The 25,205-nt window shown below is 67.7% G+C and carries 23 protein-coding genes; 9 read left to right on the plus strand and 14 right to left on the minus strand.

All coding sequences use genetic code 11. The features are described from left to right. Window positions 1-63: 63 nt before the first annotated feature. The 4 genes from CGK74_RS00165 to argH all read right to left on the minus strand — a co-directional run bounded on the left by CGK74_RS00165 (window position 64) and on the right by argH (window position 4,530). The gene (locus CGK74_RS00165) at window positions 64-684 is read right to left on the minus strand and encodes a hypothetical protein (RefSeq protein ID WP_133091744.1); all 621 of its coding nucleotides are present in this window, start codon (window positions 682-684) and stop codon (window positions 64-66) included. Between the two features lie 212 nt (window positions 685-896). Next, complete coding sequence (locus CGK74_RS00170) at window positions 897-1,802, minus strand: fructosamine kinase family protein (protein ID WP_094266333.1); 906 nt, start codon at window positions 1,800-1,802, stop codon at window positions 897-899. Then, on the minus strand, window positions 1,799-3,085 hold the full coding sequence (locus CGK74_RS00175) for a serine/threonine protein kinase (protein ID WP_094266335.1): 1,287 nt from the start codon (window positions 3,083-3,085) through the stop codon (window positions 1,799-1,801). Before CGK74_RS00175 ends, CGK74_RS00170 begins: the two co-directional genes overlap by 4 nt. 11 nt (window positions 3,086-3,096) lie before the next feature. Beyond that, window positions 3,097-4,530 carry an argininosuccinate lyase gene (gene argH / locus CGK74_RS00180; protein WP_094266337.1) on the minus strand — a complete coding sequence of 478 codons (1,434 nt, stop codon included), beginning with the start codon at window positions 4,528-4,530 and terminating at the stop codon, window positions 3,097-3,099. A gap of 87 nt (window positions 4,531-4,617) precedes the next feature. On the opposite strand from argH, the gene CGK74_RS00185 reads away from it, so the two are divergent. Together CGK74_RS00185 and CGK74_RS00190 are read left to right on the plus strand one after the other, a co-directional pair. Next, window positions 4,618-5,646, plus strand: coding sequence for a sensor histidine kinase (locus tag CGK74_RS00185; RefSeq protein ID WP_094266339.1), 1,029 nt, complete (start codon window positions 4,618-4,620; stop codon window positions 5,644-5,646). Then, on the plus strand, window positions 5,643-6,416 hold the full coding sequence (locus tag CGK74_RS00190; RefSeq protein WP_094266341.1) for a LytR/AlgR family response regulator transcription factor: 774 nt from the start codon (window positions 5,643-5,645) through the stop codon (window positions 6,414-6,416). Before CGK74_RS00185 ends, CGK74_RS00190 begins: the two co-directional genes overlap by 4 nt. On the opposite strand, the gene ppc is transcribed toward CGK74_RS00190, so the two are convergent. Further along, on the minus strand, window positions 6,417-9,167 hold the full coding sequence (ppc, locus tag CGK74_RS00195; RefSeq protein ID WP_094266343.1) for a phosphoenolpyruvate carboxylase: 2,751 nt from the start codon (window positions 9,165-9,167) through the stop codon (window positions 6,417-6,419). Between the two features lie 60 nt (window positions 9,168-9,227). After that, entirely contained in the window at window positions 9,228-9,683 is a 456-nt protein-coding gene (locus CGK74_RS00200; protein ID WP_094266345.1) for a thioredoxin domain-containing protein, read from the minus strand. Between the two features lie 94 nt (window positions 9,684-9,777). Between CGK74_RS00200 and hemC the strand changes: the two genes are divergently transcribed. The 4 genes from hemC to CGK74_RS00220 are packed head-to-tail and all read left to right on the plus strand — an operon-like array spanning window position 9,778 to window position 14,008. After that, window positions 9,778-10,710: a hydroxymethylbilane synthase gene (gene hemC / locus CGK74_RS00205; RefSeq protein WP_094266347.1), complete on the plus strand. Its 933-nt coding sequence runs from the start codon at window positions 9,778-9,780 to the stop codon at window positions 10,708-10,710. 21 nt (window positions 10,711-10,731) lie between these two features. Next, complete coding sequence (locus CGK74_RS00210; RefSeq protein WP_094266348.1) at window positions 10,732-11,535, plus strand: uroporphyrinogen-III synthase; 804 nt, start codon at window positions 10,732-10,734, stop codon at window positions 11,533-11,535. 9 nt (window positions 11,536-11,544) lie between these two features. Then, window positions 11,545-12,783, plus strand: coding sequence for a uroporphyrinogen-III C-methyltransferase (locus tag CGK74_RS00215; protein WP_094266350.1), 1,239 nt, complete (start codon window positions 11,545-11,547; stop codon window positions 12,781-12,783). A 10-nt stretch (window positions 12,784-12,793) separates the two neighbouring features. Further along, window positions 12,794-14,008 carry a heme biosynthesis HemY N-terminal domain-containing protein gene (locus CGK74_RS00220; RefSeq protein WP_094266352.1) on the plus strand — a complete coding sequence of 405 codons (1,215 nt, stop codon included), beginning with the start codon at window positions 12,794-12,796 and terminating at the stop codon, window positions 14,006-14,008. 100 nt (window positions 14,009-14,108) lie between these two features. Here the strand turns inward: CGK74_RS00220 and hemF are convergent, their stop codons facing one another. The 6 genes from hemF to dusB all read right to left on the minus strand — a co-directional run bounded on the left by hemF (window position 14,109) and on the right by dusB (window position 19,763). Continuing rightward, a complete protein-coding gene (hemF, locus tag CGK74_RS00225) occupies window positions 14,109-15,017 on the minus strand; it encodes an oxygen-dependent coproporphyrinogen oxidase (RefSeq protein WP_094266354.1) in 909 nt (302 codons plus the stop codon). A gap of 6 nt (window positions 15,018-15,023) precedes the next feature. After that, window positions 15,024-15,356 carry a YegP family protein gene (locus CGK74_RS00230; protein WP_240498578.1) on the minus strand — a complete coding sequence of 111 codons (333 nt, stop codon included), beginning with the start codon at window positions 15,354-15,356 and terminating at the stop codon, window positions 15,024-15,026. A gap of 123 nt (window positions 15,357-15,479) precedes the next feature. Continuing rightward, window positions 15,480-16,757 carry a phosphoribosylamine--glycine ligase gene (gene purD, locus CGK74_RS00235; protein WP_094266358.1) on the minus strand — a complete coding sequence of 426 codons (1,278 nt, stop codon included), beginning with the start codon at window positions 16,755-16,757 and terminating at the stop codon, window positions 15,480-15,482. A 31-nt stretch (window positions 16,758-16,788) separates the two neighbouring features. Beyond that, window positions 16,789-18,378 carry a bifunctional phosphoribosylaminoimidazolecarboxamide formyltransferase/IMP cyclohydrolase gene (gene purH, locus CGK74_RS00240; RefSeq protein WP_094266360.1) on the minus strand — a complete coding sequence of 530 codons (1,590 nt, stop codon included), beginning with the start codon at window positions 18,376-18,378 and terminating at the stop codon, window positions 16,789-16,791. A gap of 114 nt (window positions 18,379-18,492) precedes the next feature. Next, the gene (locus CGK74_RS00245; protein WP_004262710.1) at window positions 18,493-18,732 is read right to left on the minus strand and encodes a helix-turn-helix domain-containing protein; all 240 of its coding nucleotides are present in this window, start codon (window positions 18,730-18,732) and stop codon (window positions 18,493-18,495) included. Next, window positions 18,729-19,763, minus strand: coding sequence for a tRNA dihydrouridine synthase DusB (dusB, locus tag CGK74_RS00250; protein ID WP_094266362.1), 1,035 nt, complete (start codon window positions 19,761-19,763; stop codon window positions 18,729-18,731). Before dusB ends, CGK74_RS00245 begins: the two co-directional genes overlap by 4 nt. Before the next feature lie 217 nt (window positions 19,764-19,980). On the opposite strand from dusB, the gene CGK74_RS00255 reads away from it, so the two are divergent. The 3 genes from CGK74_RS00255 to CGK74_RS00265 are packed head-to-tail and all read left to right on the plus strand — an operon-like array spanning window position 19,981 to window position 22,489. After that, complete coding sequence (locus CGK74_RS00255; protein ID WP_094266426.1) at window positions 19,981-21,009, plus strand: methionine ABC transporter ATP-binding protein; 1,029 nt, start codon at window positions 19,981-19,983, stop codon at window positions 21,007-21,009. Further along, a complete protein-coding gene (locus tag CGK74_RS00260; RefSeq protein ID WP_094266363.1) occupies window positions 21,009-21,668 on the plus strand; it encodes a methionine ABC transporter permease in 660 nt (219 codons plus the stop codon). The genes CGK74_RS00255 and CGK74_RS00260 overlap by 1 nt, the downstream gene beginning before the upstream one ends. A gap of 20 nt (window positions 21,669-21,688) precedes the next feature. Then, window positions 21,689-22,489, plus strand: coding sequence for a MetQ/NlpA family ABC transporter substrate-binding protein (locus CGK74_RS00265; protein ID WP_094266428.1), 801 nt, complete (start codon window positions 21,689-21,691; stop codon window positions 22,487-22,489). 100 nt (window positions 22,490-22,589) lie between these two features. Here CGK74_RS00265 and CGK74_RS00270 read toward each other — a convergent pair whose 3' ends face one another. Together CGK74_RS00270 and pepP are read right to left on the minus strand one after the other, a co-directional pair. Further along, window positions 22,590-23,801, minus strand: coding sequence for an FAD-dependent monooxygenase (locus tag CGK74_RS00270; protein ID WP_094266365.1), 1,212 nt, complete (start codon window positions 23,799-23,801; stop codon window positions 22,590-22,592). After that, complete coding sequence (pepP, locus tag CGK74_RS00275; protein ID WP_094266367.1) at window positions 23,794-25,149, minus strand: Xaa-Pro aminopeptidase; 1,356 nt, start codon at window positions 25,147-25,149, stop codon at window positions 23,794-23,796. The genes CGK74_RS00270 and pepP overlap by 8 nt, the downstream gene beginning before the upstream one ends. Window positions 25,150-25,205 lie beyond the last annotated feature (56 nt).

The following is a 25,205-nucleotide window of genomic DNA, read 5'->3' on the forward strand; positions in this document are numbered from 1 at the left end:
GGACGGGCAGTGTTCCTGAAGCCAGGCGAGCGCCCCATTTCCTGCTCGCATCAATGCGTCCCGTCAGCCGCCGTAGGTGTAGTTGCCCGCAGCGCCCGGGTTGATCGAGTTGAGGCAGGACTCGGATGCCGGCGCGAAACCGTCTCCGTCCATCGTGTAGGCGGGATAGGTGCCGATCTCTTCGCCGTTCTCGTCGAAATAGACGAGCACCCAGCCCACTTTCGGGTAACCGGCTGCGGTCTGCGCCTCTACACCGACGAGGGGGTCATGGGGTGGCGTGGTCGAATAGACGAGATTGCTGACCTCGAAACCTTCCACCGCGTCACTCGCTGCCTCCGGCGCCGACTGCTCGTCGGAATCCTTCTTCCTACCCTTGCCCTTGCCGGGCTGCCCCCCCGTGGCCGGCGGAGCAGCCACCACCGGCGGAGCGTACATATTGACGGGAACCTGTCGCCACGCCCAGTTACCCGGGGTGAGGTCGGGCGGCTGATCGCCGAGGAAGAACTGGTTCGAGCCGGCAGGGTAGCCGCCGTCGACTTTCGCGATGCAGTTCAGCGACGCGGCTGCGACCGGAGCGCCATACCCGAGGGTGACGACCGTGGACGCGCCCAATGCACCCTTGAGCACACGTCGTCGTTGCTCAATGGATTTGTCTTGGGGGGCGTTTGTCATAATCAACCTCATGGAATTCTCGTCGGCTTCAAGCAAATTATAGCCGCATATGTCTTGCTGTCAGGGCGACTGTACCGTGAACGTAGCAAATCTCACGCCTGGACTCCGAAAACGGCCATAAGTTATTGATAGACAGTGTTGTCGCGTCCGTCGGGTGCCAACGGCGGTCAGGCAGTGTAAGAAATCCCGACAAGCGGGCCGGCCCCTCCCAGTGCGATCTGCCGTCAGTGCCGCCACACCGATAGTGCCTCGTTCAGGCGGGTGGTCAGCCGCAGCGCCTCCCCCAGGTATCCGCGGCCGAACAGGTTCAGGTGGTTCAGCATGTGATACAGGCTGTAGACGTCCTTGCGTCGCGGGTAGTCTTCGTGGATCGGCCACGCCTTGCGGTACTCGGCGTAGAAGCTGCCCGGGAATCCGCCGAACAGTTCGCTCATCGCCAGATCGGACTCGCGGTCGCCGTAATGAACGGCGGGGTCGAAGATCGCGGGAGTCCCATCCTCGAGGACTGCCGCGTTCCCGTGCCACAGGTCGCCATGCAGCAGGCTTTCTGCAGGGCGGTAGTCGAGGAAGAGTGCGGGTACGCGCTCGAACAGGCGCTCGCCCTGTTTCTGGAGTTCGCCGCTGAAGCCATGCTGCCGGGCGAGCGCGAACTGGGGGCGAAGGCGGTGTTCGACGAAGAACAGCGCCCAGTTGTCGGCCGGCGTGTTGCGCTGCGGCGTGCTGCCGATGAAGTTGTCTCGCCGCCAGCCGAAACGCGTGCCGGTCGTGCGGTGCAGCTGGACGAGAGTGTCGGCGAAGCGGGTGCCCTCATCGGTCGAGTGCAGAGGCCGGAGCGCGAGGTGTTCGAGCACGAGGAAGGCGTGCGCTTCGTCCGCGCCACAGGCGATTGGTGCCGGCGTGCGGAAGCAGTTTGCGGCGGCGAGCGCAAGCAGGCCGTCGACTTCGGCTTCGAACATCGGCAGTCGTGCCGCATTACCGAGCTTGACGAAGAAGCGCTCGCGGTCGCCCGCGACGACGACGGCTTCGTGAATGCATCCGCCACCGACCGGGGCGACGTCGCGGATACTGAACGCGCTGCCGACGCGCTGGCGGATGGCGTGCTCGATGAGGGGAAGTGCAGGGTGGCTCATACGTTGGTGATGCGGGCGGTAGCAAGCGACAGGCGGGTCGCCAGGACTTCGAGGAAGGCCTTGTAGAAGCGCATGCGACAGGTGTCACTGGCGCGGCGCAGCGCTTGGGCCCGAATCGTGATGAGGCTGACTTCGGTGACGGCCTCTACGGATGCGGAGCGCACGCCCCCTGCCGCCGAGAAGACGGCGACTTCGCCGAAGCATTCGCCGGCCGTCAGGATGTTTAGCAGGTGGCCGCGCCGCTTGACGTGGGCCTCGCCCTCCAGGATGAAGCTGAACGAGTCGCCGCCTTCGTCCTCGCGCATGATCAGGGTGCCGGGCTGGACGCGGCTGAACTGGCTCAGTCCGATGACTTCCCACAGTTCGGCATCGGCGAACTCGCGGAAGAAATGCATCGCGCGCAGGGCTTCGAACTTCTCGGTGTCCGGGATCGAGCCGCGCGTGATCTCGACACTGTGGTTGCGGAAGGCGAGGGCGAGGTCGTGCGAAAACTCCGCCCAGCTCTGGTAGCGATGTTCGACGTCGCGTTCGGTGGCCCGCCGTACGATCGCGTCGAGCGCCTCCGGCACATCCGGACGCAGCTCGGAGGGCTTCGGCAGAGTGTCGTTGGCGATGCGGTAGAGCAGGGTGTAGTTGTTGTCGCTCTCGAACGGCAGGCGTCCGGTCAGCAATTCGAACATCACGACGCCGAGCGAGTAGATGTCGGTGCGATGGTCGAGCGGCACCTCGCGCACCTGCTGCGGCGACATGTAGGCAGGTGAGCCGACGCCTGCGATCTGCGTGGTTTCCTGGGCGGTGTGCAGGGCGGCACCGAAGTCGGAGACGCGGATGTCACTGCCTTCGGGAGTCATCAGCAGGATGTTGGCCGGCTTGATGTCTCGATGCGTGATGCCCTGGTGAAAGGCGTAGTCCAGCGCCCGGCTGGCCTTGAAGATGATCTCGATCACGCGTTCGAAGGCGGCGAGCGAACTCGCTCGCGTCAGGCGTTCGAGCGTGCCGCCCGGGACATAGTCCATCACGACGTAGGCGTTGTGGTCGTCCACCACCGCGTCGTGGATCTGCACGATGTGCGGGTGGTGCAGTCGTCCCGAAAAAGCGGCTTCGTTCAGGAACAGCTGGCGATGCAGCCGACCGCGCTCCCGGTCGCGCAGGATCTCGGGGCGCAGTTGCTTGATGGCGACTTCGCGCAGGTTGAAGGGGTCCCAGGCCAGATAGACGACGCTGGTGGCCCCTTCGCCCAGCTGGCGGCGAACCTCGTACTTGCCGATCCGTTCCGCCGCCATGGCGGTGCTCGTCAGACGATGTGCTGGCGCGCGCGCGTGATCGCCGCGCGCACCTGCTCGGGCGCCGTGCCGCCGATGTGGCGGCGAGAGGCGAGCGAGCCCTCGACCGTCAGCACGGCGAAGATGTCGTCGCCGAGTCGTTCGGCTGCGCCCGGCACATGCGCCATGGCGATGCGCAGCTCGTCGAGCGAGAACTGGGGCAGGTCGCAGCCCTTGACGTCTGCTGCCCGCACCGCCAGCGCCACGGCCTCGTGCGCGTCGCGGAAGGGCAGGCCCTTCTTGACCAGGTAGTCGGCCAGGTCGGTGGCAGTCGCGTAGCCCTGCGTCAGCGCGCCGCGCATGGCTTCGGTCTTGACCTTGATGCCGGTGATCATGTCGGCATAGATGCGCAAGGTGTCGATCACCGTGTCGGCGGTGTCGAACAGCGGCTCCTTGTCTTCCTGGTTGTCCTTGTTGTAGGCCAGGGGCTGCCCCTTCATCAGCGTCAGCAGGGCGATCAGGCTGCCGTTGACGCGCCCGGTCTTGCCGCGGACCAGCTCGGGCACGTCCGGGTTCTTCTTCTGCGGCATGATCGAAGAGCCGGTGCAGAAGCGGTCGGCGAGGTCGATGAAGCCGACGCGCGGGCTCATCCACAGGATCAGCTCCTCGGAGAAGCGCGACAGGTGCGTCATCAGCAGCGCGCTGGCAGCGCAGAATTCGATGGCGAAGTCGCGGTCGCTGACGGCATCGAGCGAGTTGAAGCAGACCTCGTCGAAGTCGAGCTCGGCGGCGACGAACTCGCGGTCGATCGGATAGCTGGTGCCGGCCAGCGCGGCCGAACCGAGCGGCAGGCGGTTGACGCGCTTGCGGCAGTCGGCGAAGCGCTCGGCGTCGCGCCGGCTCATCTCGTAGTAGGCCATCAGGTGGTGGCCGAAGGTGACCGGCTGGGCGACCTGCAGGTGGGTGAAGCCGGGCATCGGGGTGTCGGCGTTTGCCTCGGCAACATCCAGCAGGTTCTTCTGGAACTCGCGGATCAGTTCGAGGATCTGGTCGATCGCGTCGCGCAGCCACAGGCGGATGTCGGTGGCCACCTGATCGTTGCGGCTGCGGCCGGTGTGCAGGCGCTTGCCGGCGTCACCGACCAGCGCGGTGAGGCGCTTCTCGATGTTGAGGTGGACGTCCTCGTCGTCGAGGTTCCAGCTGAACTCGCCGCGCTCGATCTCGCCCTTGATCTGGGCCATGCCCCGCTCGATGTCGGCGAGGTCGGCCGCGCCGATGATGCCCTGGCGGGCGAGCATCTTCGCGTGCGCGAGCGAGCCGCGGATGTCCTGGCGCGCCATGCGCTGGTCGAAGAAGACCGAGGCCGTGTAGCGCTTGACGAGATCGGAAACGGGTTCGGTGAAGCGGCCGGACCAGGCCTTGGCGGGTTCGTTGCCGCCAGCGGCCGGCGTCGTGGTGTCTGTCATAATGCGTGTCGCAAGAAGATGTCGGCTGGCCGGGTCCGGCTGGCCTGGCATGAGGGGACTCCGCCGCTGTCGCGGCAGGAAAGAACGATGAAAAGTATAAAGCAAAAGACCATGCCGCTCGGCGCCGGCGCCATGCCTGACTTTCGCAACCTGGGCGTGATCCTGCGGCTGCTGCTGGCGGTGAATCTGTTCGCGCTCGTCACCGTGTTGATCCGGGTGGACGAAGGCCCACGGCTCGCAGCCGAATTGACGCTGATGGCCGGTCGCGTCGAGTTCCCGTTGCTGCTCGCGGTGCTGATGCTGTATCTCGTATCGCCCCGGCTGGCGTCCCTGCCGCCGCGCGCGGCGACCGCGGTGCTGCTGGGCGTCGTGGTGCTGTCCGTGGCGCTGAGCTACCCGCTGCTGGGCGGTGGCGACAGCCTGTTCCGTCACCTCGTCTGGGCGCTCGCGGCGACGGCCTTGTGCCTGATGTATTTCGAGTATCGGAGTCGGCGCTTTTCGCCGGCGCTGGCCGAGGCGCGGCTGCAGGCGCTGACGGCGAGGATCCGGCCGCATTTCCTGTTCAACAGCCTCAATGGCGTGCTCGGTGTGATCCGGTCCGATCCGCGCCGCGCCGAGCGCGCGCTGGAAGAATTGGCGGACCTGTTCCGCGCACTGATGCAGGAGAATCGTGACCTGGTGCCGTTGGGTGACGAGCTAGCATTGTGCGAGCGTTACATCGACCTAGAGCGCCTGAGGCTGGGCGATCGTCTGAGCGTGCGTTGGGAGATGCCGGCGCCCGGCTCGGCCGACCACGCTGCACTGCTGCAGGCGCGGGTGCCGGCGTTGCTGCTGCAACCCCTGCTGGAGAACGCGGTATATCACGGCATAGAACCTTCGACTGGTCCAGGCGAAGTCGTGGTCGGCCTTGGCCGGCATGGCGACAGCCTGCGCATCGAAGTGGACAATCCGGTCTGCGACGCGGGGCGGCATCACAGCGGCAACCGCATGGCGCTCGACAACATTCGCGAACGACTGATGCTCTTCTTCGACCTCGAGGCGGGGGTGGAGATCGACTGCGCCGATGGGCGTTATCGCGTCCGTATCCGCCTGCCTTTCCGGAGTGCCAAGGGATGACGATCTCGCCCCCGAGTGACGCCCTGCGCGTGCTGATCGTCGATGACGAGGGCCCGGCGCGCAGCCGGTTGCGCGACCTGCTGGGCGACATCGCCGACATGCAGCCTACGACGGTGGTCGGTATGGCTGCCAATGGCGTCGAGGCGCTGCGCCTGCTCGAACTGCAGCCTGCGGACGTGGTGCTGGCCGACATACGCATGCCGGGCATGGATGGCGTCGAGCTCGCGCGTCATCTGCCGCGCCTGCCGTCACCGCCTGCCGTGATCTTCGTGACGGCCTACGATCAGTACGCGGTTGAAGCCTTCGAGCTGGCGGCCGTGGATTACCTGCTCAAGCCGGTCCGTGCCGAACGGCTGGCAATGGCGCTGACCAAGTTGCGCCAGCGCCGACCTGCGCCGGTGGCCGATCTCGCAGCACTGGCGCCGGGCGAGCGCAGGCACTTCAGTGTCAGCGAGCGCGGACGAATCCTGCTGCTACCGGTGGCCGACGTCATCTACCTGAAGGCCGAACTGAAGTACGTGACTGCGCGCACGGCCGAGCGCGACTACCTGCTCGACGAATCACTGGTGCAACTGGAGCAGGAATTCCCGCAGCGCCTTCTGCGCGTACATCGCAACTGTCTGGTGGCGCGCGATGCGGTGCAGGGCGTGGAGCGTGTCGGCGAAGGCGACGGCGAGGGTCACTGGGAGGTGCTGCTGAAGGGCCTCGACGAGCGCCTGCCGGTCAGCCGCCGGCAGTGGCCGGTGGTGAGGCAGGCGCTCGGTCTCTGATCAGCCGCTGTTGCGCAGTCCCGCGGCAATCCCGTTGATCGAGATGTGGATGCCGTTGCGGATGCGCGGATCGTCGCCGTGCTCGCGGTGGCGGCGCAGCAGCTCGACCTGCACGTGGTTGAGCGGGTCGAGGTAGGGGAAGCGGTTGCGGATCGAGCGCTTGAGCAGCGGGTTGGCCTCGAGCAGCTCGCGCTGGCCGGTGATCTGCAGCAGCGCTTCGACCGTGGCCTGGTGCTCGGCGCGGATGCGCCCGAAGATCGCCTCGCGCAGGGCCACGTCCTTGACCAGGTCGGCGTAGCGGCTGGCAATCGCCAGGTCGCTCTTCGCGAGCACCATGTCCATGTTCGAGAGCAGCGTGGCGAAGAAGGACCACTCGCGGTACATGCGCTGCAGCAGCGCCAGGCCGTCCTTCGGGTGTTGGGCGAGGAAGGTACTGACCGCGCTGCCGAAGCCGTACCAGCCCGGCAGCATCACCCGGCACTGCGACCAGCTGAAGACCCAGGGGATGGCGCGCAGGTCCTCGATCGCGGTGCTCTTCTTGCGCGAGGCCGGGCGGCTGCCGATGTTGAGCGCGGCGATCTCGCTGATCACCGTCGATTCCCAGAAGTAGCGCTCGAAGCCCTCGGTGTCGTACACTAGGCCGCGGTAAGTGGTGAAGGCGGCGTCCGACAGCGCCTGCATCGCGTCCATGAACGCGGGCGGCGTGGGCTCGGCGCCGGCCGGGCGCAGGCTGGTCTCGAGCGTGGCCGCGACCAGCACCTCCAGGTTGCGCCGGCCGACTTCCGGGTTGCCGTACTTGGCGCCGATGACTTCGCCCTGCTCGGTGAGGCGGATCTGGCCCTGCACCGCGCCGTCGGGCTGGGCGAGGATGGCCTGGTAGCTCGGCCCGCCGCCGCGGCCCACCGAGCCGCCGCGGCCGTGAAAGAGACGCAGGCGCACGCCATGACGCGCGAAGGTCGCCACCAGCTCGCCCTCGGCCTTGTACAGCGCCCAGCCCGAGGTGAGGAAGCCGCCGTCCTTGTTGCTGTCCGAGTAGCCCAGCATCACCTCCTGGGTCTGGTCGCGGGCGGCCAGCAGGTTCCGGTAGATGGGCAGCGAGAACAGGCGCTCCATGACCCCGGCGGCGTTCTCCAGGTCGCCGATGGTCTCGAACAGCGGCACGATGTCGACGTCGAGCGCGTTCTCCAGCGGGCGCAACAGGCCCGCTTCCTTCAGCAGCACCGCCAGCTCGAGCAGGTCGGAGACGTCGTCGGTCTTGGAGATGATGCAGTGGCGAATCGCCGCCTTGCCATAGCGCTGGTGCGCGCGGCGCGCCGTGCGGAAGATCGCCAGTTCGCCTTCGGTCTCGTCCGAGTAGCGCACGTGGGGCGAGGCGAGCGGGCGCGCGGTGGCCAGTTCCTCGAGCAGCAGCGCGCAGCGGCCGGCCTCGTCCTGAGCACGGTAATCGGTGCCGGGGCGGGCGATCTCGAGCAGCTCGGCCACCACGCGCTCATGCACGTCCGAGTTCTGGCGCAGGTCGATCGGCGCCAGATGAAAGCCGAACACCTTCACCGCGCGGCGCAGCTGGCGGAGCCGCCCGCGGCTGAGCGCGGCCGAACCGTTGGCTACCAGCGAGCGGTGCAGGGTGTCGAGATCCTCGGACAGCGCAGCCGCATCGGCATAGGGTTCGGCGCGGGCGACCGCGTGGCGCGCGGGCTCGTGACCGAGCAGTGCGCGGTAGGTGGCGGCCAGCCGGGCGTAGAGGCCGGACACCGCGCGGCGGTAGGGCTCGTCGCTGCGGTGCGGGGAGTGGTCGCCCGAGCGCTCGGCCAGCGCCAGCAGCGCGTCCGAGGCACTGACGAAGCCCTGGCTCATCGACAGCTGCGAGCCCAGCGTGTGCAGCTCGTTGAGGTAGTACTCGAGCGCCACGGCAGCGTGCATCGCCAGCGCCTTGTCGAGTACCTCGGCGGTGACGAAGGGGTTGCCGTCGCGGTCGCCGCCGATCCAACTGCCGACCTGCAGGAAATTGGCCAGCTCGGCGCCGGCCAGACCCGGCGCGGCAGCGGTGAGGCGGTCCTCCAGGCTGGCGTAAAGCCGCGGCAGCTCGCGCAGGAAGGTGGTGTCGAAGTACGACAGGCCGTTGTTGACCTCGTCGATCACCGACAGCTTGGCCGTGCGCAGGATGCGCGTCTGCCACAGCGTGAGCACCGCGCGGCGCAGCGCCTCGAGGTTGGCCTCGGACTCCTCGGGGGTGAGCTGCATGCGGTCGCGCTCGTCGAGCAGGCGGGCGATCACCGTCTCGCAGTTGAGGATGCTCTTCCTCTGCACCTCGGTGGGGTGGGCGGTGAGCACGGGCGAAACGCGGGCGGTGTCGAAAAAGTCGACCAGCCCCGCGGCGTCGGTCGTGCCGCTGGCGAGCGCCGCCTCGAGCGCGTGCGCGAGGCTGCCCTCGCGCGGGGCGGAGCCGGCGATCAGGTGCGCGCGCGAGCGGCGGATGTGGTGCTGGTCCTCGGCGATGTTGGCCAGGTGCGAGAAGTAGCTGAAGGCGCGCACGACCTGGATGGTCTGGTCGCGCGACAGGGCGTCGAGCATGTCCTCGAGTTCGCGCCGCGCGACGATGTCGTCGTCGCGGCGGAAACGCACGGAGTTCTGTCGGATGCGCTCGATCAGCTCGAATGCGGCTGCGCCTTGCTGGTCGCGTACGGTGTCGCCGAGCAGGCGGCCGAGCAGGCGGATATCTTCACGCAGCGGTGCGTCTTTGTCCTGGGTCATCTCGAATGGGGCTGTGAGGTTGGTTGGCCGCAGGCGCCCATCGGGGACCTGACGGAGTGTTCAGTCGGTGGCGCCCATGCGGCGGCGCGCCTCGTCGATCGCGTTCTCGACATACTGGCCGTAGAAATCCTCGAGCCGCATGCCGACGATGTCGTCACCTACGGCGCGACCGTAGGCGTCGAACACGCGCACGGTCGGCGTGAAGCGTGCCTTCTGCGTCCTCGCCACGGCGCGGTGCGTCGACCGGGCGCCCGAAAAATCGACCAGTGCGGCATCGGAGTCGATGTCGATCTGGCGGAACAGGGCGCGCCGGCCTTGCGCCTCGGGTGCCGACATGGGCACCAGATAGCTTCGCGCCGTGTCGCAGTAGCTGCAGCCGGCCTGACTGTAGAGCACCACCATCGGCACTCGCTCGCTGCGCATCGTTGCCGCGTCGCTTGCAAGGTCGCTGGCCTTGGGCAAGGCCGGTGGTGCAGCCGAAAGTGCGATCGGCACGCATGCTAGAATCGCGGCCATCCTGCGCACCATTGGTGCGAACCCTGATGCTGCGGTGCGGCGAAAGTCGAGCCTCCCCGGCATGATCGAATCCTGTTCCTGAGTGATCCCAATCGTGAGCCAAGCGAATCCCGAGCGCATCGTCATTGCTACCCGTGAAAGCCGCCTCGCCCTGTGGCAGGCCGAGCACATCAAGGCCCGCCTCGAGGGATTGTATCCCGGCTGCCGTGTCGAACTGCTCGGCATGACCACCCGTGGAGACCAGATCCTCGACCGGCCGCTGGCCAAGGTGGGCGGCAAGGGACTGTTCGTCAAGGAGCTCGAGACCGCGCTGCTCGACGGCCGTGCCGACATCGCCGTGCATTCGATGAAGGACGTGCCGATGGTGATGGGCGAGGAGTTCGCGCTGCCCTGCATCACCGAGCGCGAAGTACCGCTCGACGCCTTCGTCTCGAGCCGCTACGAGAGTCTTGCCGACATGCCGCCGGGGGCGGTGGTGGGCACTTCGTCGCTGCGCCGCGAATCGCAGATCCATGCTCAGTACCCCTTCCTTGGCGTCACCAGCCTGCGCGGAAACCTCGATACCCGCCTGCGCAAGCTCGATGAGGGCCAGTACGACGCCATCATCCTGGCCGCAGCGGGCCTGACCCGTTTGGGGCTGGGCGAACGTATCCGCTCGGTGATGCCGGCCGAAGTGTCGCTACCGGCGGCCGGGCAGGGCGCGCTCGGTATCGAGTGCCTGGCCGCGCGCAAGGACGTGATCGGCTGGCTGCAGCCGCTGGTCGACGCCGACACCACCGCCTGCGTGCTGGCCGAACGCGCCGTGGCGCGCGCGCTTGCGGGCAGCTGCGAGGTGCCGCTCGGCGCCTATGCGCTGATGCGCGAGGGCAAGGTCTGGCTGCGCGGCTTCGTCGCCCGTCCCGATGGCAGCGAGATCGTGCGCGCCGAGCGCGAGGGCTCGCCGGCCGAGGCCGAAGCCCTGGGCCGGGCGCTGGCAGAAGACCTGCGCGCGCAGGGCGCCGAGGCGATCCTCGCCGACCTCGGCTGAGCGTTGGTGCCAGCCTCCGGCATGCGCATCGACAAACCGTCGGCTTCCCATGAGAAGTCCGCCCCGCTTGTGGGGCGCACTCTGGTCGTGACGCGACCGCTGGAGCAGGCCGACAGCCTGTGCCGGCGCATCGAGGCAGCGGGCGGAAAGGCAATTCGCTTCCCGGTGCTGGCGATTGCGCCCGCGCCCGATCCTGCTCAGCTCGAGGCAATCGTTCCGCGCCTCGACGAATTCGATCTGGCCTTCTTCGTCAGTCCGAACGCGATACACCATGCGCTCGAGTTCGTGCTGGCTCGCCGGGCATGGCCTGCCGGTCTGCGCGTGGCGACGGTGGGCAAGGGCAGCGAGCGGGTCCTGCTGCAGCGCGGCTTTCGCGATCCGGTGGTGCCGCAGGACGGCTTCGACAGCGAGTCGGTGCTCGCCCTGCCCGAGTTTTCCGCCGAGGCGGTCCGTGGTCGTAGGGTAGTCATCTTTCGTGGTGACGGCGGACGCGACCTGATTCGCGACACCTTGCGCGAACGGGGCGCTCACGTCGAATATGTCACCTGCTACCGGCGCTACTGCCCGCCGCTCGATCCTGGACTCCTGCTGCAACCGGCAGCGCGCGGCGAGCTTGACGCCCTGCTGCTGACCAGCAGCGAGGGAGTACGCAATCTTGGCGGCATGCTTGGCGCCGAAGGTTTACGTGCCCTGCATGGGGTGCCGGTGTTTGCATCCCATGCCCGCATCGCCGCCGAAGCGCGGGAGGCGGGCTTTGCCGTGGTCATCGAGACGCCTGCCGGTGATGACGGGCTGCTGCAGGCACTGACGAGGCACTTTGGTTAAACTCTGGCCATGAACGACGAAATCCCCGCACTGACCCAGCCGCCGGGCGCTGCCCAAACTTCCCGCAAGGACGAAGCAATGTCCGACCAATCGACCGCGAAGGCCGCCGCGCCTTCCGCACCCGCGTCGGCACGCCAGACGGTGGCCTGGTGGGCCCTGCTGGTTGCGCTCGCGGCCGGTGGCGCCGCGGCATGGTCTGCCTGGCAGGCGCGCGATACCCACGCACAGGCGGCGCAGTTGCGCGAGACGCTCGCCAGCCGCCTTGCCGAAGGAGAGAGCGTAGCCACCGAGGCGCGCGGCATCGTGCGCCAGCAGCAGGAAACGATCGCCTTGCTGCAGGGCAAGCTTGGTGCGCTGGAGTCGAAGGTGGAGGCGACCGAAGGTCAGGCTTCGGCACTGGAAGCGATGTACCAGGAGTTCTCGCGTTCGCGCGAGGACAGTGTGGTTGCCGAAGTCGAACAGGCGGTTGCGCTCGCGGCCCAGCAGTTGCAGTTGGCGGGGAATCTCGAGGCCGCATTGATTGCCCTGCAGCAGGCGGAGGCGCGCCTTGCCGCGTACGACCGTGGACAGTACGCGACCTTGCGGCGTGCGCTTGCGCGCGACATCGAGGCCCTCAAGCTGCAGCCGGTGCTCGACGTGCCCGGCCTGGGTCTGCGGCTCGAGCGCTTGCTCGAGCGTGCCGACGCGATGCCGCTTGCATTTGAGGGGCAGCTCCCCGCGACGGAGGTTGAGACGCCGGCACCGACGGCTCAGGTTGATGCGACGGCCGGAGACTGGACGGCCAGGACGCTCGGGTACGCGCGTGAGCTGTTCGACGATGTGTGGCGCGAGGTGCGCGGGCTGGTGCGCATGGAGCGGCTGGATCAGAGCGACCCGGTCCTGCTCGCGCCGGCGCAGAACACCTTCCTGCGCGAGAACCTGAAGATCCGCCTGCTCACGGCGCGCCTCGCGTTGCTCGCGCGGGACGGCCGGACCTACTCGGCTGACCTCGCCCAGGCCAGGGGGTGGATCGAGCGCTTCTTCGACCTGCGTGACGAACGTGTGCAGATGGCGCTGCAGGAGTTGAAGGAACTCGAGGCGGTCGCGATCCGCACCGAACTGCCGACGCTGACCGACAGTTTTGCCGCGCTGCGGACCATGCAGGTGCGTGCGGACCGTCCGCTTCAGCCGGCCGCGCCGCTTGCCGAGCCGAGCGGGCCTGCGGCGGACGAGGCGTCGACAGGCGCGTCTGACGCGCCGGCGCGTTGAGGGGGCGAAGATGCGTACCCTGATCTGGCTGATCGGCATCTTCGCCGTTGCCGTCGGCGTGGCCATGGTTGCCGGGCTTAACGACGGTTATGTGCTGCTTGTGGCGCCGCCGTGGCGCGTGCAGTTGTCGCTCAATCTGCTCGTGGTCATCGTGGTCGTGGGCTTTGCGCTGGTGTATGCCCTTGTCCGCATCTTCAGTCGCACCCTCCAGTTGCCCGGCCGTGTGGCGCAGTGGCGCGAACGCCGTCGCCGCGCCCGGGCCGGCCGTGCGCTGAACGATTCGATCAATGCGCTGTTCGAGGGGCGCTTCTCGCAGTCGCTGAAGTCGGCCTCACGCGCCTATGAGACGGGCGAGGGCTCGTCGATGGCCGCGTTGATCGCGGCCCGCGCCGCGCATGCGCTGCAGGACGAACCGCGCTACCGCGAATGGCTGGGGCATGCGGCTGAGCATGGTGCGCAGGGCGAGGTCGCGCGGTTGATGACCGAGGCCGAGCTCGCGATCGAGGCGCGTCAGTTTGATGAGGCGGCGGCCAAGCTGGCCGCGTTGCGCGCGAGCGGGAACCGCCACATCGCCATGCTGCGGCTGGAGGCACAAGTGGCTTCGGCATTGGGGCGCTGGGAAGAACTGGTGCAGACGGTGCGCCAACTGCGCAAGCACAAGGCGCTGACCGACGAGCAGGCCGCGCCCATGTTGCGCCGAGGTCACGTCGAGCGCATGCGCGAGCTGGCGGGCGACGGCAATGCGCTGGTCGCTTACTGGAAGGGCATTCCCTCGATCGAGTTGCAGGATCGAGGGCTGATCGAGCGCGTGTTGCCGCTGCTGGCCGCAGTCGGCCGGGGCGAGCTGGCCCGCAAGCAGGTCGAGCGCTTGCTCGACGAACGCTGGGATTCGGGGCTTGCGCGCCAGTACGCCTGCTGCGCGGTGGGTGAAGGCGATGTGCGCGCCTGCCTGCAGAAAGCCGAAGGCTGGTTGCCGAAGCAGCCGCGCGATGCCGGCCTGCTGTTTGCGCTGGGTCAGCTCTGCCTGAACGCGCAGTTGTGGGGCAAGGCGCAGAGCTATCTGGAAGCGTCGGTCCAGCACGGGGCAACGGTCGATGCGCATCTGGCGCTTGCGCACCTGCTTGAGAAACTGGAGCGAACCGGCGATGCTCAAGAGCACTACCGTGCAGCCGCCGAGATCGTGGCCGGCAAGCAAAGGTCCGCTGTGGCGCTGTTGCCGGCGTAAGCCTGCCGAGCTTTGCCCGGACGGGGCGCGCGCCTAGCGTGGCGCGAGCGCCCCCGGTGCGGCAGAGCCCGGATTCAGCGCCGGGAATCGAGCCGAAGTTTCAGGCCCAGTCGCGCGGTTTCAGGAACTCGTCGTAGAGCCGGGCTTCGGGTGAACCCGGCTCGGGGTGCCAGTCGTAGCGCCACTTCACGATCGGCGGCATCGACATCAGGATCGACTCGGTGCGCCCGCCCGACTGCAGGCCGAACAGCGTGCCGCGGTCGAATACCAGGTTGAACTCCACGTAGCGTCCGCGCCGATAGGCCTGGAAGTCGCGCTCGCGTTCGCCGTAGGGAACATCCTTGCGGCGTTCGATGATCGGCAGATAGGCATCGAGGAAGGCATTGCCCACCGACTGCGTCAGGCCGAAGGCAGTGTCGTAGTCCGTGTTGCCGTCGGCGCCGAGGTCGTCGAAGAACAGCCCGCCAACGCCGCGCGGTTCGTTGCGGTGCTTGAGGAAGAAATAGCGGTCGCACCAGTCCTTCAGGCGCGCATATTCCGCTTCCCCGCCGAACGGCAGCACCGCCGCCTTGCAGGTCGCGTGGAAGTGGCGCACGTCCTCTTCGAACGGGTAATAGGGCGTCAGGTCCATGCCGCCGCCGAACCACCAGACGGGCGGCTTGCCTTCGGCAATTGCGACGAAGCAGCGCACGTTCATGTGCACCGTGGGGCAATAGGGGTTTCTCGGGTGCAGCACCAGGGACACACCCATTGCCTCGAAACGCCGGCCGGCGAGTTCCGGTCGGTGGGCCGTGGCGGACGCCGGCATGCCGTCGCCCATCACATGCGAGAAATTGACGCCGCCGCGTTCGAAGAAGTTGCCGTCCTCGATCACGCGGGTGAGCCCGCCACCGCCTCCCGGACGTTCCCAGCCATCGGCCTTGAAGGCCATGCCGTCGAAGGCTTCGAGACGGCTGACAATGCGTTGCTGAAGGTCGGTAAACCAGGGTTTGACGGTGGCAGGGTTCATCGTGGATCAGCTCTTGTCATCGACCGGCGCATCGGCTGCGCCGGCCTTGGTGGCGGCGACCGCCGCTTCGCAGGCGGCGGCATCGGCGAACATCGGACTGGTGCCGATGATCTGGCCATTGCTCGCCTTGAGGTTGAAGTAAGGACGACCGTCGGAGGCCGTCTTCATGTCGTAGCGCTTGTCGTCGCCGGCATTCTTGCGCACCGATTCGACACCGTTCGTGCAACTCGTCTTGGCGTTGTAGCCCTCGCTGCGCAGCAGGGTCTTACCGTCGCCATTGAGCAGCTTGAAATAGAACTCGCCCTTGTCGTTCTTCGTGATCTCGAATTTGACGGACATCCGCGCCTCCATGACTGTGAATGTGCGCACGGGATATGCGCACGGCCATAGGATAGTCGTGACAGCGGAGGATGTCAGCGCTGGCGGATGCCTGCGCCGATCGTTGCCGGTGGTCCGGAGTGCTCAGTTCTTGCGAGATAGCGCCCGATGGCCGATGTCGCGCCGATACTGGCGACCGTCGAAGCTGATGCCGTCGGCCACCTCGTAGGCGCGCTTCTGCGCGGTGCGCACGTTGTCGCCCAGCGCGGTAACGCACAGCACGCGACCGCCCGCGGTGACGATCTGGCCGTCCTGTTCGGCGGTACCCGCGTGGAACACGTGCGCGTCCTCGAGCTCGCCACCGGGCAGGCCGGTGATGACATCGCCCTTGCGCGGGCTGTCGGGGTAGCCTGCGGCAGCCAGTACCACGCCGAGGGCGAAACGGCGGTCCCATTCGGCTTCGGTCTGGTCGAGCTTGCCGGCGATCGCGGCTTCGACGAGGTCGGCGAGGTCGGTCTTGAGGCGCATCATGATCGGCTGCGTTTCGGGGTCGCCCATGCGGCAGTTGAACTCGACAACGCGCGGATGACCTGCGGCGTCGATCATCAGGCCGGCGTAAAGGAAACCGGTGTAGGGCAGGCCGTCAGCCGCCATGCCGGCGAGCGTCGGATTGATGATCTCGCGCATCACGCGCGCATGCACGTCGGGCGTCACCACGGGGGCAGGCGAGTAGGCGCCCATGCCGCCGGTGTTGGGGCCTTCGTCACCGTCCTTCAGGCGCTTGTGGTCCTGGCTGGTGGCCAGGGCCATCGCGTGGCGGCCGTCGGCCATGACGATGAAGCTGGCCTCCTCGCCTTCCATGAACTCTTCGATGACGACGCGTGCGCCGGCATCGCCCATCTTGTTGTCGAGCAGCATCATGTCGATCGCGGCGTGCGCCTCTTCGGCGTTCATTGCCACGACCACGCCCTTGCCGGCGGCAAGGCCGTCGGCCTTGATGACGATCGGCGCGCCCTCGGCGTCGATGTAGGCGTGCGCAGCTGCTGCGTCGGAGAAGGTGCGGTACTTGGCGGTCGGGATGTGGTGGCGGACCAGGAACTGCTTGGCGAAGTCCTTCGAGCTTTCGAGCTGGGCTGCGGCCTTGGTCGGGCCGAAGATCGGCAGGCCAGCGGTGCGGAAGGCATCGACCACACCGGCCGCGAGCGGCGCCTCGGGGCCGACCACGGTGAACGCAACCTGCTCGTTGCGGGCGAGTTCGACCAGGTCAGGCACCGCGGTGACGGCGACATTGTGCAGCTTGGGCTCGCGCGCCGTGCCTGGGTTGCCCGGCGCGACCAGCACGCGGGTGACCTTGGGCGACTGGGCGAGTTTCCAGGCCAGCGCGTGTTCGCGGCCGCCGGAACCGATGACGAGGACTTTCATGGGGCGCTCCGTGTTGCTGCGGGGTCGATGCTCAGTGGCGGAAATGGCGGAAGCCGGTGAACACCATGGCGATGTTCTGCTCGTCGGCGGCGGCGATCACTTCGGCGTCGCGCATCGAGCCGCCGGGCTGGATCACTGCGGTGGCACCGGCTTGGGCGAGCACATCGAGGCCGTCGCGGAACGGGAAGAAGGCGTCCGAGGCGACCACGCAGCCGGCGATCTGCAGGCCGGCGTTCTCTGCCTTGATCTTGGCGATGCGGGCGGAGTCGACGCGGCTCATCTGGCCGGCGCCGACGCCGACGGTCATGCCGTCCTTGCAATACACGATGGCGTTCGACTTGACGTACTTGGCCACGCGCCAGGCGAACAGCATGTCGCGCATCTCGGCTTCCGTCGGTGCGCGCTTGGTGACGACCTTGAGGTCGGCGATCTGGATGCGGGCTTCGTCGGCGCTCTGCACAAGCAGGCCGCCGCCTACGCGCTTGTAGTCGAAGGCGCCGGCGGGCTGGCCGAGCGCACAGGTGAGCACGCGCACGTTCTGCTTGGCGCGCAGCAGTTCGAGCGCGTCGGCGGTGTAGGCCGGCGCGATCAGCACTTCGAGGAACTGGGCGGAGACGGCCTCGGCGGCAGCGCGGTCGACTTCGCCGTTGAAGGCGATGATGCCGCCGAAGGCCGAAGTCGGGTCGGTGGAGAAGGCCTTCTTGTAGGCTTCCAGCGGGGTTGCGCCGAGGGCCACGCCACAGGGGTTGGCGTGCTTGACGATGACACAGGCCGCGGCCGTGGCGTCGAAGGCCTTGACGCATTCCCATGCCGCATCGGCGTCGGCGATGTTGTTGTACGACAGCTCCTTGCCCTGCAGCTGGGCGTAGCCAGCGATGCCGCCCTCGGCTGCACCGGGCTGGCGGTAGAAGGCCGCGGTCTGGTGCGGGTTCTCGCCGTAGCGCAGGTCCTGCACCTTGTCGAAAGCCAGCTGCAGGCGCTCGGGGTAGGTCTGCAGCGAGACGTCGCCGGCCTCGTTGGTGACCAGCGCGGTGAGGTAGTTGGAGATCGCCGAGTCGTAGCGCGCGGTGTGGGTGAAGGCCTTCACCGCCAAGGCGAAGCGGGTCTTGTTGCTGAGCTTGCCGGCGTTGGCCTTGAGCTCGGCGACGATGCCAGCGTAGTCGTCCGGGTCGGTGACGATGCCGACGCCGCCGTCCTCATTACCGTGGTTCTTGGCCGCGGCACGCACCATGGTCGGGCCGCCGATGTCGATGTTCTCGATGGCGTCTTCCAGCGTGCAATCGGGCTTGGCCACGGTCTGCTGGAAGGGGTAGAGGTTCACCACCACCAGGTCGATGCGGCCGATGTCATGCGCGGCGATCGTGTCCATGTGCTCGGCGAGGTCACGACGGGCGAGGATGCCGCCGTGCACCTTCGGGTGCAGGGTCTTGACGCGGCCGTCGAGCATCTCGGGGAAGCCGGTGTGCTCCGACACGTCCGTCACCGGCAGGCCGGCTTCGCGCAGCAGGCTGGCAGTGCCGCCAGTAGACAGCAGCTTGATGCCGAGGGCGGAGAGTTCGCGCGCGAAGTCGAGCACGCCGCGTTTGTCGGAAACACTGATCAGGGCTTGGGTGACGTTCATCGTGGGACCGGAAGCGAGATTGAAGGAGAAGCGAAAAAGTCTTTGGCTGCGAGTTGCACGAGTTTGCCCGCGCTTGCGGGGGCGCGGCGCGAGCGAGCGCCGCGACGCCCGTGCTTACAGCAGTTCGTAGTCGGTCAGCTTGCGGCGCAGCGTGTTGCGGTTGATGCCCAGCATTTCGGCGGCGACCGTCTGGTTGCCCTTGGCCTGCTCAAGCACGAACTGCAGCATCGGGCGCTCGACGTTGCGGATCACCATGTCGTGGATGGCGGCCGGCTTTTCGCCGTCGAGGTCGCGGAAGTACTGGTCCAGCGTGCGGACGACGGCGTCCGCGATCTCGTTGCTGCGGCTGGTCATGCTGCGAGTTCCTGCGGGTATTCGGCTTGCGGGTCCGTCTCGTAGCTCAGGCGGGCGTCGGCCTCGGCGAGCAGGCCGAAGAATTCGTCCACTGCGGCGAGCTGGGCGGGAATGTCGGGAATCTGGTTCATCGCGCGGCGGAAGGCCGCCGAGCCCACCAGGCCCTTGGTGTACCAGGAGATGTGCTTGCGTGCGATCTTGACGCCGCGCTCGTCGCCGTAGAAACCATACAGGTCGGCGAGGTGCTCGCGGCAGACCTGATGGATCTCGCTGACCAGCGGCGGGGGCATCAGCTCGCCGGTGGCGAGGTAGTGCTCGATCTCGCGGAAGATCCACGGCCGGCCCTGTGCGGCGCGGCCGATCATGACGCCGTCGGCGCCGGTGTAGTCGAGCACGTGCTTGGCCTTCTGCGGGCTCGTGATGTCGCCGTTGGCGATCACCGGGATCTTCACCAGCGTCTTGACGTGGGCGATGGTGTCGTACTCGGCTTCGCCCATGTACTGGTCGGCGCGGGTGCGGCCATGGATGGCGATGGCGCGGATGCCGGACTCTTCGGCGATGCGGGCGATCGTCGGTGCGTTCTTGTTGGCGCGGTTCCAGCCGGTGCGGAACTTGAGCGTAACCGGGGTATCGGGCACGGCCTTGACCACCGCCTCGAGGATGCGGGCGACCAGCGGTTCGTCCTGCATCAGCGCCGATCCGGCCATCACGTTGCACACCTTCTTGGCCGGGCAGCCCATGTTGATGTCGATGATCTGCGCGCCGTTGTCGGCGTTGTACCTGGCGGCCTCGGCCATCATCGCCGGGTCGGCGCCGGCGATCTGCACCGAGATCGGATCGACCTCGCCGGTGTGGTCGGCACGGCGACGGGTCTTCTCGCTGCCGTAGAGCAGCGAGTTGGACGTGACCATCTCGGACACGGCCACGCCTGCCCCCAGCTTCTTGCACAACTGTCGGAAAGGGCGATCCGTCACGCCCGCCATGGGAGCGACGAAAAGGTTATTGCGCAAGGTGAAGCCGGCGAACTGCATGGGCGGGTCAGGCGAGGGAAAAGGCGGCATTTTACCTCATAGCTCAAGTGCTTGGGCGCGCTTGCCGTTGCGCCGGTACAACCCCGAGTTCGTTAACCGGCCCGCCGCAGGGCCGGAAAGCACGAACGGCTGTGTCGCCGCCTTGCGCGCAAACATGGTGCCGAATTCCGCGCGCAGGTAAAATCCGCGCCTTTTTCCCGTTCGGGACGTGGTTGCCGTGATCCGTATCGAAAACCTGCGCAAGACCTATCGCGCGGCTGACGGCCGCGAGGTCGAGGCGCTCACCGACATCAACCTCGAGATCGGTACCGGCGAGGTGTTCGGCATCATCGGCCGCTCGGGCGCGGGCAAGAGCACCCTGATCCGCACCCTGAACCTGCTCGAGCGTCCCTCGGCCGGGCGCGTGCTGGTCGATGGCGAGGACATCACCACGCTCGACAGCGAAGGCCTCTACGCGCTGCGCCGCCGGGTCGGCATGATCTTCCAGCACTTCAACCTGCTCAACGCCAAGACCGTCGCCGACAACATCGACTGGCCGCTGAAGGCGACCGGGCAGGGCAATGCCGCCGAGCGTGCCGCGCGCGTGAAGGAGCTGCTGGCGCTGGTCGGCCTGTCCGAGCAGGGTCACAAGTACCCCTCGCAGCTGTCCGGCGGGCAGAAGCAGCGCGTGGGCATCGCGCGTGCGCTGGCCAACCGCCCGCAGTTGCTGCTGTGCGACGAGGCGACCTCGGCGCTCGATCCCGAGACAACGCAGTCCATCCTGCGCCTGCTGCTCGACATCAACCGCCAGCTGGGGCTGACCATCGTGCTCATCACCCACGAGATGCAGGTCATCCGCACGATCTGCGACCGCGTCGCGGTGATCGACGGTGGGCGCATCGTCGAGTCCGGCAAGGTCGTCGACGTCTTCCTGCATCCGCAGCATCCGGTCACGCGCAGTATGGTGGCGCAGAGCGACGCGCTCGCTGCGGCGAGCTTCGCTCCTGCCCACGCCTACATGAGCGACAAGCTGCGCGGCACGCTGGTGCGCCTGACCTACATCGGCGACGTGACCTACCAGCCCATCCTCAGCCGCATCATGGCCGGCGCCAAGGTGCAGGTGACGATCCTTCAGGGTGAGGTCTCCAGCATCAAGGACGTGCCCTTCGGCCAGCTGCTGCTCGAACTCGAGGGTGGCGAGGATGACATCCGCGCGGTGTTCGCCGAGCTCGACCGCCACCAGATCCACCACGAGGTGCTGCAGTAATGGACCTGTCCGTCATCGACTGGAGCGACATCTGGATCGCGACCTGGGAAACCCTGGTCATGACCGGCGTGTCCCTGTTCTTCACCATCCTGCTCGGGCTGCCGCTGGGCATCCTGCTGTTCGTCACCGCCAAGCGCCAGCTGCTGGAGCAGGGCTTCGTCTATACGGTGCTCTCGTTCGTGGTCAACGTGCTGCGCTCGGTGCCCTTCCTGATCCTGCTGATCGTGATGATCCCGGTCACGGTGATCCTCATCGGCACCTCGCTCGGCGTCGAGGGCGCGATCCCGCCGCTGGTGGTGGGCACCGCACCTTTCTTCGCGCGCCTGGTCGAAAACGTGCTCCGCGAGGTCGACCGGGGCGTCATCGAGGCCTGCCAGGCGATGGGTATCCGCACTCACCGCATCATCTTCGGCGCGCTGCTGCCCGAGGCCCTGCCGGGCCTGATCGCCGCGGTGACGGTGACGGCGATCACGCTGATGTCCTACGCTGCGATGTCGGGCGTGATCGGCGGCGGCGGCCTCGGAGATCTCGCGATCCGTTTCGGCTATCAGCGCTTCCAGACCGAGGTGATGGTGATTACCGTCGCCCTGCTGGTGGTGCTGGTGCAGATCATCCAGTACTCGGGCGACCGCCTGGTGCTGTATTTCACCCGCAAGTGATCCTCACAAAGGAGCTGTCCATGTCGCATACCCTGCGCAAACTCTTCGCTGCCGCTTTCGGCACGCTCGCCCTCGCCGCCGGTTCCGCGGCAGTCGCCGCCGACCGCCTGGTCATCGCCGCCACCCCGGTGCCGCACGCCGAGATCCTCGAGTTCGTCAAACCGATGCTTGCGAAGGAGGGCGTGGAGCTCGAGGTGAAGGTGTTCACCGACTACGTCCAGCCCTCGATGCAGACCAACGAAAAGCGCGTCGACGGCAACTTTTTCCTGCATCAGCCCTACCTCGACGAATTCAAGAAGAAGCAGAAGAACGACATCCAGACCGTGGTCGCCAAGGTGCACGTCGAGCCGCTGGGCGCCTACTCGGCCAAGCACAAGGCCGTGGCCGACATTCCCAGCGGCGCAACCGTGGCGATCCCGAACGATCCGTCCAACTCCGGTCGCGCGCTGCTGCTGATGGCGAAGAACGGTCTGATCACCCTGAAGGACCTGAACAGCGTTTCGGCCACCCAGAAGGACATCGCCGACAATCCGAAGAAGCTGAAGATCCGCGAACTCGAGGCCGCGACCCTGCCGCGCATCCTCAACCAGGTCGACCTGGCGGTGATCAACACCAACTACGCGATCGAGGCGAAGCTGAACCCGCTGACGGATTCGCTCTTCATCGAGGATGCCAGCTCGCCCTACGCCAACCTGCTGGTTGCGCGCGAGGACAATGCCGACAGCCCGGCGATGAAGAAGCTGGTGGCCGCACTGAACTCGCCGGAAGTGAAGCAGTTCATCGCCGACAAGTACAAGGGCGCGGTGGTGCCGGCGTTCTGATCGGACCCTGGCGCGCCGCGGGATTGTGGCGCACATGAAACGAAAGGCCTGCTCCCTATCAGGGGACAGGCCTTTTTGTATGGGCGACCGTCGGCTGGGCTCAGGGCCAGGCGCGTGCGCCGAACATCATCCGCCGCGCGATGAAGCCGCGCAGCGGCGGCAGCAGGTCGAGCGCGAGCAGCGCTGCGCCGCGCGCGTGGCGCAGCGGGGCGAAGTCCGTGCTGAACACCCGCACCAGCGTGTCGGTGAAGCGGATCGTGCCGAGGCGGTCGAGGCCGCGGGCGTCGGCGTAGGCCGCGAGGATGCGTGCCGCACCGGCATCGAAGGCCGCGCCGGTTGCGCCTGGCACCTGGCGTGCTGCCTCGTCACGCGCGCTCAGCAGCGTCTCGGCGAGCGCCCACACGTCGCGCAGCGCAAGGTTGAAGCCCTGGCCGGCCACCGGGTGCAGGGTCTGCGCGGCATTGCCGAGCCACACGGTGCGGGGGGCAATGGTCGAACGCCGGTAGCGCAGCACCAGCGGATAGCGCAAGCGCGGGCCGACGCCGGCAAGCCGTGCCCGGCCACCGATGTGCGCCTGCAGGCGGGCGAGGTAGGCGGTGTCGTCGAGGGCGAGCAGCTCGTCCGCCGTTTCCGGGCGGGCCACGTGCACCAGGGCGTAGCCCTGTCCCTTGGGAAGCAGGGCGACCGGGCCTTGCGGGGTGAAGCGCTCGAACGCCGTATGGCGATGGCCGCCGGCAACCTGCACGTCGGCGATCAGCGCATGCTGGCCGTAGTCATGTTCGACGACGTTGGCGTCACCGGCGTGCAGTCCGCCCTCGGCGCAGGCGGCGAGGCGGGCGCGCAAGGTGCCTGCCGGCCTGCCCGGGCCGGCGAGGCTGGCAATCACGTCGTCGTCGCCCGCGGCCAGATTGGTGACCTCGGTTTCGTCCAGGACCGGGATGCCGGCGGCGTCGACCGCTTCGCGCAGCGCGGCGGCGAGCGCGCCGGCGGAGGCGACGTAGCCGAGCGCCGGCAGCTCGTGTTCGGCGGCGTCGATCAGCGTGCGGCCGAGCCCGCCCTGGTGCGAGATGTGGATGTGCCGGATCGCCGTCGTCGGCAGGGTGTCGCGCACGCCGAGGCGCTGCAGCGTCAGCCGGGTGCCGTGCGCGAGCGCGAGGTCGCGCGGGTCCTTCGTCACCGCCTCGCGCGGGCGGGTGTCGGCGAGCACGATATCGAGCCCGGCGTCCTTCAGTGCCAGCGCCAGCGCCAGACCGACCGGGCCAGCGCCGACGATCAGCAGGTCATGCACGTGCTCCGGCGCCGTCTCAGTCATGGCGCGCCTCGCGCATCAGCGCCTCCACGTCGTCGATCGCCTTGGGGACGCCTTCGGTGATCAGCTCGCAGCCGTCGGCGGTGACGACCGCGTCGTCCTCGATGCGGATGCCGATGTTCCAGAAGGCCTCGGGGATGTCCTCGGCCGGGCGGATGTAGCAACCCGGCTCGATGGTCAGCACCATGCCTTCGACGAGCGGCCGCCAGTCGCCGCCGAGCTTGTATTCGCCGGCGTCATGCACGTCCATACCCAGCCAGTGGCCGGTGCGATGCATGTAGAAGCGGCGGTAGTCGCCGTTCTCCAGCACAGTGTCGAGGCTACCCTTGAGCAGGCCGAGGTCGAGCATGCCCTGGGCGAGCACCTTGACGGCGGCCTCGTGCGGCTGATTCCAGTGCGCGCCGGGGCGGGTCGCGTCGCGCGCGGCAGCCTGCGCGGCGAGCACGATCGCGTAGACGTCGCGCTGAGCGGCGGAGAAGCGGCCGTTGACCGGGAAGGTCCGGGTGATGTCCGAGGCGTAGCCGTCGAGCTCGCAGCCTGCGTCGATCAGCAGCAGGTCGCCGTCCTTGAGGCGCTGGTCGTTCTCGACATAGTGCAGCACGCAGGCGTTGGCGCCGCCGGCGACGATCGAGGTGTAGGCGGGCGCCTGGCTGCCGGCGGCGCGGAAGGCATGCAGCAGTTCGGCCTCGATCTCGTACTCGAAGCGCCCCGGACGGGTGGTGCGCATCGCACGGCAGTGGGCGTCGGCCGAGATCTGCGCGGCACGGCGCATGGTGGCGAGTTCGGAGGCGTCCTTGACGAGGCGCATCTCGTCGAGTTCGGCGCGCAGGTCGCGTACCGAATGCGGGGGGGTGAGGCCGGTGCGCGCCTTGTCGCGCACGGCGTTGAGCGCGCCCAGCACCCTGGCGTCCCAGTCGTTGTCGTAGCCCAGGCCCGACCACAGCAGGGGCTGATCGGCCAGATAGTCCGGTAGGCGCCGGTCGAGGTCGCCGATGGTCCAGGCCTCGTCGAAGCCGAAGGCCTCGCGCGCGGCCTCGGGGCCGTAGCGGTAGCCGTCCCAGATCTCGCGCTCCTCGTTCTTCTCGCGGCAGAACAGGATCTGCTTCGTTTCCTTGCCGGCGACGAGTACGACGACCGCCTCGGGCTCGCGGAAGCCGGTGAGGTAATAGAAATAGCTGTCGTGGCGGTAGGGGTAGTGGGCGTCGCGGTTGCGAATGCGCTCGGGCGCGGTCGGCAGGATCGCGACGCCGCCGCCGGCAGCCTGCATGCGGGCGAGAAGGCGGTCGCGGCGGGCGCGGAAGGGGGCGATGTCCACGGGGGTGTTCAGGTTCGGAATCGTGGGAGCGTTCATGGGCGGCATTATGGCACTGGCAGGGGAGCGGGCGGGCGTGGGGGCGCCGGCGCCGT

This window comes from Thauera propionica, from assembly GCF_002245655.1.
Taxonomy (GTDB): Bacteria; Pseudomonadota; Gammaproteobacteria; order Burkholderiales; family Rhodocyclaceae; genus Thauera; species Thauera propionica.